Origin of the sequence: Hydrogenophaga laconesensis (genome assembly GCF_031457235.1) — a bacterium.
GTDB lineage: Bacteria > Pseudomonadota > Gammaproteobacteria > Burkholderiales > Burkholderiaceae_C > Hydrogenophaga > Hydrogenophaga laconesensis.
On record NZ_JAVDWE010000037.1, the window covers coordinates 1 to 6,597 of the forward strand.

Annotated in this window: 5 protein-coding genes and 3 pseudogenes; 4 read left to right on the forward strand and 4 right to left on the reverse strand. The window is 59.8% G+C overall.

Features of this window, described 5'->3' with window-relative positions:
* The first annotated feature begins 171 nt into the window (after positions 1 to 171).
* The 3 genes and pseudogenes from J2X09_RS26750 to J2X09_RS26760 form a co-directional block, all read left to right on the forward strand.
* Positions 172 to 396 (forward strand): hypothetical protein, encoded by a 225-nt coding sequence (locus J2X09_RS26750; protein ID WP_204735945.1) that lies wholly within the window; start codon positions 172 to 174, stop codon positions 394 to 396.
* A gap of 22 nt (positions 397 to 418) precedes the next feature.
* Entirely contained in the window at positions 419 to 769 is a 351-nt protein-coding gene (locus J2X09_RS26755) for a hypothetical protein (protein WP_204735944.1), read from the forward strand.
* Positions 770 to 880: 111 nt separating this feature from the next.
* Positions 881 to 1,315, forward strand: a pseudogene (locus J2X09_RS26760) (tyrosine-type recombinase/integrase); the annotation flags it as partial.
* A 423-nt stretch (positions 1,316 to 1,738) separates the two neighbouring features.
* On the opposite strand, the pseudogene J2X09_RS26765 reads toward J2X09_RS26760, so the two are convergent.
* From J2X09_RS26765 to J2X09_RS26785, 4 genes and pseudogenes are all read right to left on the reverse strand, one after another.
* Positions 1,739 to 1,954: pseudogene (locus tag J2X09_RS26765) on the reverse strand (ABC transporter substrate-binding protein); the annotation flags it as partial.
* 618 nt (positions 1,955 to 2,572) lie between these two features.
* The gene (locus J2X09_RS27150; protein WP_374726536.1) at positions 2,573 to 3,004 is read right to left on the reverse strand and encodes a hypothetical protein; all 432 of its coding nucleotides are present in this window, start codon (positions 3,002 to 3,004) and stop codon (positions 2,573 to 2,575) included.
* Between the two features lie 248 nt (positions 3,005 to 3,252).
* Entirely contained in the window at positions 3,253 to 4,254 is a 1,002-nt protein-coding gene (locus tag J2X09_RS26780; RefSeq protein WP_204735940.1) for a hypothetical protein, read from the reverse strand.
* Between the two features lie 501 nt (positions 4,255 to 4,755).
* On the reverse strand, positions 4,756 to 5,979 hold the full coding sequence (locus J2X09_RS26785) for an AAA family ATPase (protein WP_204735939.1): 1,224 nt from the start codon (positions 5,977 to 5,979) through the stop codon (positions 4,756 to 4,758).
* A gap of 318 nt (positions 5,980 to 6,297) precedes the next feature.
* On the opposite strand from J2X09_RS26785, the pseudogene J2X09_RS26790 reads away from it, so the two are divergent.
* Positions 6,298 to 6,501, forward strand: a pseudogene (locus tag J2X09_RS26790) (transposase); the annotation flags it as partial.
* Between the last annotated feature and the right edge of the window lie 96 nt (positions 6,502 to 6,597).

The window sequence follows — 6,597 nt, forward strand, 5'->3', positions numbered from 1 at the left end:
TGCTGCCTTGGAACATCGCGCTCGACGGACTGTAGGCTGCCCTGCGCACATCGTTGCGACTCCAAGTGCAAGGGCGTGGTTCATAGACGGCTTACGATGAACGCGGCAAATCGTCTGGGTTTGACTCGCGAACAGTTCAATGAAGTGGTTCGACTTCTGTCTGAAGACCTCATGACCTCGTCCTACGCCGTCTGGGGATCAACGTGCCAGATTGACAAAGAGGCACTTCGATCGGTCATGGCTGAAGTCACCGATCCAATACTTCAGCAAACAACGCTTGAACTCTGTGTGGCGGTGATTCGAGCCGATTTTCACAGTGCAGATTCCGAAGAGAACCTGGTCAACACGCTTGCCGAACACTGGCGTCTGGTCAACCCCGGCTCTCATTTCAGTTGATTCATTCATCAAGGAGAGCAGTATGCATATCGATAGTCGTACCCCGAACACCAAGCTGTCCCGCGCTCACAGTCTGGAGATGGCTCAGCGCTTGAGAACAATCTTTGCAAAACTGGCACACAGAATCGTGCGGATCGTGGTGCGCGTGAGTGAGACACCACGATCGGGCTCGACCTTGAGGGAATGCATGGTGGAAGTGCATCTGCCCAATGGACAAGTTGCAACTGTCAGTGAACGTCAGCGCAAGCTGGGAGCGTTACTGAGACGTGCCACAGAGCGGTCGTGGAAATCTGTCAATGCGCTGCTCGGATCACCTCGCGAGGCATTTAAACCGGTTCGTGTGCAATCTCACAGCAAGGGACTAACAGAGTGACATCTTTTCAGTTCGCATTGATGACTGTGGCCGCGGGATGCCTGCTAGGGGAGTTGCCTGGACATCGAACAGGCGATGACGCGGGTGACGTGGGACTCATGTCCAGTATCGGTCGCGCTCTTCAACCCGGGCATTGACAGCAAACTGCGCGGTTGCGCTCTCGTGAACCTCAAGGTTCGAGATGTGTGTCACGGCGACCGGGTCGCGACCCGCGCCACCGTCATGCAACTTAAGACACAGCGCCCGGTTCAGTTTGAAATCACACCAACCCCTCAGGAGGCTATGCACGCTTGGATCAAGCAAGCTGGGCTGAGGCCAGAAGGTTTCCTGTTCCCAAGCCGGATACACGACTCGCGCCACCTCGGGACCAGGCAGCACGCGCGATTCCTCGGACATTGGGTCGATCACCTCGGCCTGGACCGTGCGGACTACAGCACCCATTCGATGCGCAGAACCAAGGCGAAGTTGATCTACAAGCGCACAAAGAACCTTCGCGCGGTTCAGCTGCTTCTCGGGCACTCCAAGCTGAAATCAACCGTGAGGTAACTTGATCAGGTACGGTGCACGACGCAGTGGTCCATCGTTGCAAGCGGTACTTGAACGTCCCAGTCCACCGAGCGCGGTGGAACGACAGGTATGGAAGGCCCTGCGGCCGTTCGAGCGCTGCTTGCTGCAATGGCCGGAGGGCAACGTCGTGACGATTCGGTGCCTTGCCGACGAACGTCCGAGACCAGTCTTGACTTGACGATGGGCACGGAGACGTGAACGGCCGCTGATGGCCGATTGGTGAAGTCTAGCCGGCCGCGCACCTGCCCGGCAAACCAACATGGCAACTGGGCGCCGCAGCGTCGACGCCTACTGGCAGCACATTGTACGTGTCCACGAGTGCCGAACTGGGTGTCCATCTCCCGCCGTTCCCGCTGTCCAAGAGAAACCGAAATGAGTGTCCAGCAGCGACCGAAATACGCACCCGTTAGCAATCACCGCGTTTTCCTGACCCACCGTGTAGCTGAAGACAACGTTGGCACCGGCGGCGCGGGCAGCGGCCAACGACTCCTTGAGGACCTTCACACCAAGAGGACACCGCGCCACATGCGTGGCCTTGAGGTTCTTGCTGGCCAAAGCCGCCTCCACGTCCTTGAGGCCAGCTTCACCGTAGCCAGTGGTGTCCGCAAAGATAGCGACCTAGTTCTCGCCATCCGGTGGCACAGGAGTTTGATGCCCTCTCAAACCTCATTGCTTGGCGCTGCCGGTGAGTACTTCGTCATGTCGGAAATGCTCTGTCGAGGCTTCATTGCCGCTCTCGCTCACGCTGGCGTTCCGCATGCCGACATCGTGGTGACCAACATGGAAGGCAGCAAGCTCTGCTCGCTGCAGGTGAAGACCCGGCGTGACATCGGCTCGGCCGGTGTATGGCACATGAAGGAAAAGCACGAGGACATGCGCGTGGAGACCCTCTTCTATTGCTTCGTTGATTTCGGCAAGACACCCGAATCCACGCCTACGGTGCACGTGGTTCCAAGTGCTGTCGTCGCCGAAGTCTTGGCAGTTTCTCACCGCAAGTGGCAGGCCGCTCCGGGGAGAAACAGCCAACCCCACAAAGACAGCGTCATGCGACGAATGCTTCCAGATTACACGCGCACCTTTGGGGCATTGGACAACCCGTACCCCAAGGGTTGGCTGGATCCGTATCGGAACGCCTGGCACAAGCTGGGGCTGGAGCCTGCGAAGGTAGAAGTGGAAGCTGAGTGAAGCAGGTATGGCGTCAATGCCGTGGATGGGCACTGGCCTTGAAATCAGCGATCAAGCTGTGGCCCACAGACGTTGAAGCTCGGCAAGGTCAAGTGGGACTTGGGATGCTGGTGGCGCGCCACGGTGGATGTGCGCATCCCGGCGTTCTTCGAAAATCGCGAAGTTGCGCCCGGTGCAGTCCTGGAGAGTCGAGATGTAGCTGATACCGATGAGGGGGAGGATCGCGTTTCCGTCTCCCTTCGCGATCAGTTCGTCGTAGACCCACAAGGCGAGCGTGCGCCAGTTGGCTATGCGAGGGACGGGTGAGCCAATCATCACACCCGATACGGCAGCGATCGCAGGCGACTCCAAATCGACAAAAACCACCGCCTGGTTGGTCGTGTGCTCAGCCTTCATCGGAGAGGGGTTGAGTGGCACACCCGTCACAGGGTCGACCAGCTCTGGAACGAATTCAATGTCGTTCTGCCCGGCGGCGTCTTTCATGGATCGCAAGATGCGCGCTTCAAACCCCGCCGTGACCATCGAGTCGGCCGTGTACAAGAGCCCGTAGGCAGAGCTGTTGATGGGCGGGGGGTCCACCCTCCCTTTGCGGTACTGCGGAGGAGGCGGCACCCAGTCAGCGTCCGGTCGGCGGTAGATCCTGTATAGACTCGCGCCAGCTCGGACCACAAGACCAGGCAAAGTCCCGCGTGCAGTGGGAATATCGATCCCCGTGGCAGAGGTCAACCAGCTCACGAAATCGCCCTGCTCATGTCCTCCTCTGCCATCGAGAGAAACAGGTCGTTGAGGTCACTCTCCTCAAGGTCCAACAGGCTGGGTTCTGCAACGCGGTTCAACAAAAAATCCACCCCGGTGCTTCCACCGAAGTCTTTGTGGCGGGATCGCAGGAAGTCCCAATACAGGGTCATATCCTGCTCGTGGGAGCGGTACATGGCGATGGCCAACTCGTGCAAGGGGCGGTTGAGCCGCGGGCTGAGCTGAAAGGCTGGATAACGGCGACTGCGCACACGACCAGGCGGCAGTACAGAGATCAGGCGGCCGGCCTTCTCCCAGTTGTAGACGGTCTGATCGGTTGCGTCGAGGCGGGCTGCAAAGTCTTTGGCCTCCAGCAGCTGAAAACGGTCGTCTTCAGGTTCAATCACCTCAGGTGTTGCATTCGCTTGAGACACCATATCCCCCAGTACTGCGTGGAGGCGAACGAAGGCATTGACGGACGAGTCGCTGAGCGGGGCTTGCCCTGCGACCACGCTTTCGCCGAGAAACAGATCCTCAACTTCCAGAAACAGGGGGACCATGGTTCCCATGGCGGCGGCGTTGCTGCCCCCGACGTGCACGATGTGCGACTTCCACGGCTTCAGTTTGGAAAATGAGTGTTCACCTGGGCTGTGCGACTCGGACAGCTCCAGCCTGAAAGAGGAGCGGACACGCGGGTCCTGCGAGGAATGGATCACGCGCTCTGACGTGTACGCTCTCTCGGACTTGACGCTGGGAAAGGAGGCCCCCACGATAATGGTCTCGATCTTGTCCAGCACACCCAGCCGCGCCAGCGTGCCTCGGGACACCATGACATAGGACTGCACCCCACCGACCGACTCATCGGATGAGATAACCAGATCAATGCCCTCCTCCTCGATCGAATCCTCAACGGCACTGAGCCAATGGCTCAGCGGTTCTCGCGGCGTGTCTGCCGAAGCATCGGGGATCAGCGGTGCGACGTAGGTGTGGTACTTCATTGAGTTTCCTTTGTGGCGCGGTGCGTAGCGCCAACCTGCGCGCACCTACCTGAGGCTGTATTTTGCACTTTTTGGCCAAACAAGCCAATTAACCCAAATAAGACAAAACCATCACTCGGTCGATCGCGCGCTTCCAGGCTCCACAGGAGAAAGATCAGCGGCGCAAAGGAGTGCGATCAGTGGCTGCGGGTTACACGAGAGGGGGTTTGGTGCCGGCTGCCGCTGGGCGTGGCCACGGTTCTACTCCGTTCGGAAACATGGGCCTTCATCACCATGCGAAGGTGATCTGTGTCGGCGGCCTACTCTCGTCAAAGACGGCAATCAGGGCGTCCTCCCCGCCTTGTCCGTGGTAATCGGCGCTGGGTCTGATGCGGACCAGCAGTTTTTACCCCCGCTCGGTGAGCTCTGCCCGCCTCGCTTTCATGGCCGCGAAGTCTTCGCGCAGCTGTTCCTGGTCAAAGGTTCGCAGCGGCGTCGGTTTCAGTTCGGACGACATCAGGGTTACTTTGCGCCGAGACTGGGGCGAGCAGCCATGGCCGCTGGATGTTCAGGGATCTGTTGCTGAGGGATGGCCGGAGCCAGCAGAGGGACACGCTCGCGCCAGCTCTGCTGAACGAACGGGTCGGTGACCGCATAGAGACCGTACCCTTTGCGCAAGATGAGGTTGTACTCCTGCAGCAACTGGGCGATCCGCTGCACCTGATCGGCGGTGACTTCACGCCCGACCTCGCTGGAGTATTCGGCGAGTGCAGCGGTGGAGAAAAGGCCACTGGCATCCACCTCGGCATGGGCAACACGTCCGAACACAGCGCAAGCGAGATCGCCCAGTTCTTCGATCTTCTTGATTTCGATGTCCGCGGCTGCTTCCTTCAGTGTGGCGGCGATGACCGGAAGGTACAGGTCGGCATCCTGCGGCTGGTACTTCTGCAATGTGCGAAGCGCTCGGACCAATTCTTCTGGGCGGCGGCCGAGCAGTCCGAATGCGTGGCTGGCCACCGGCTGGCTGGGAATGACTTTGACGCCCTCCTGGTGCAGTGTCTGGAGCACGTATTCCACGTAGTCCTCTCCCAGCGTCGGGTAGTCGACCGACGTGGCTCCTTCGAAGGCGTTTTTCCCTTGCACCGTCATTCCCACCACCTGGGCACGGTGTGATCCGGTGCCTATGAAGATGAAGTGGCCGGGGGTGTTCGGGCGCGTGTTGACCGCGTCGCGCGCGGCCTTGAAGGCTTGCATGAGGGCGATGCCGGCCTCTGAGGTGAGCATGTGCTGGACTTCGTCCACGATGAACACCAGATCCGTCTTGGCCTGGCCGATGACTTCTTGCGCGACCTGTGCGAGGGTCACACCGTCGGCCGTGCCGAGGTCGGCGATCTCAAAGCCGAACGTGAAGCCAGCGGCGCCCACGTCCAGGCTCTTGATTCTCTGGAGACGGGACAGCAGAGTGCCGCTCGCGGATTGCATCTCTTTCAATGCCGAGCGCAGTGCAGCGTGAATCAGGGTGCTGGGGTCTGCGCTGACATCGGACCACAGATCAACGTAGACCACCAGGGCGCCAGCGTTTTCCAGCGCGGGGATCAGGTCTTGGCGCAAGTAGGTGGTTTTGCCGGTGCGACGAAGGCCGGAGAGGAACAAGCCGGAGCGAAGGCCCTGGTCGAGGACGCCGGGGCTCAGCAGCTGCTTGGCCATGTCGTGCGCGAGGTCGGGGCGGTGGTAGATGGGGCTCATAATCAAAGTTATTCAGATGGGATAACTAGCGATTTTGCCTAACTCAGCCCAACTTGCAAGGGCCGCCCACTGGGCGACGCCTCAAACCAGTTGGGGGCAGGGGCCGCGAGGTCACTGCCGCCGCGCGCGTTTCTTGCACCCCGGCGCGGGCTGGGTGTTCACACCTTTGCGGGTCTTGAGGGTTACAGCTTTGCTTGCCCGGCCGTTTCTGGCACTTTAAAACCACGGATGCCCAACCGTTATTAGGGCTACGCTGAATAAGTCGAGAGGTGGCGCGAGGTTTGCATGTATCGAGTCACCAGAGACACGAAGGTGAAGATGAAGCAACAGACCCTGGCGATGGCCGCCGATCAAGGCGATGGCTACGAGCAGTACCGCAAGCTCACCAAGCGGGACACATTCCTGGCGACGATGGAGCAGATCGTGCCGTGGCAGGAGCTGTGCTCGGTCATCGAGCCTCACTACCCTAAGGCCGGCAACGGGCGCCCACCGATCGGGCTGGAACGCATGCTGCGGATGTACTTTGCGTATTTCGGCGAATGTGACCGGTCATTTCGGCGCATCGTGACCGGTGGGCTGAGCGATGTTCTCAGCGCCGTTTCGGTAACGTGACCGCCC

Excerpts from the sequence above, each read along its gene's own strand:
- J2X09_RS26750 (WP_204735945.1), top strand. The coding sequence starts at position 172 with ATGACCTCGTCCTACGCCGTCTGGGGATCAACGTGCCAGATTGACAAA.
- J2X09_RS26755 (WP_204735944.1), top strand. The coding sequence starts at position 419 with ATGCATATCGATAGTCGTACCCCGAACACCAAGCTGTCCCGCGCTCAC.
- J2X09_RS27150 (WP_374726536.1), bottom strand. The coding sequence starts at position 3,004 with ATGAAAGACGCCGCCGGGCAGAACGACATTGAATTCGTTCCAGAGCTG.
- J2X09_RS26780 (WP_204735940.1), bottom strand. The coding sequence starts at position 4,254 with ATGAAGTACCACACCTACGTCGCACCGCTGATCCCCGATGCTTCGGCA.
- J2X09_RS26785 (WP_204735939.1), bottom strand. The coding sequence starts at position 5,979 with ATGAGCCCCATCTACCACCGCCCCGACCTCGCGCACGACATGGCCAAG.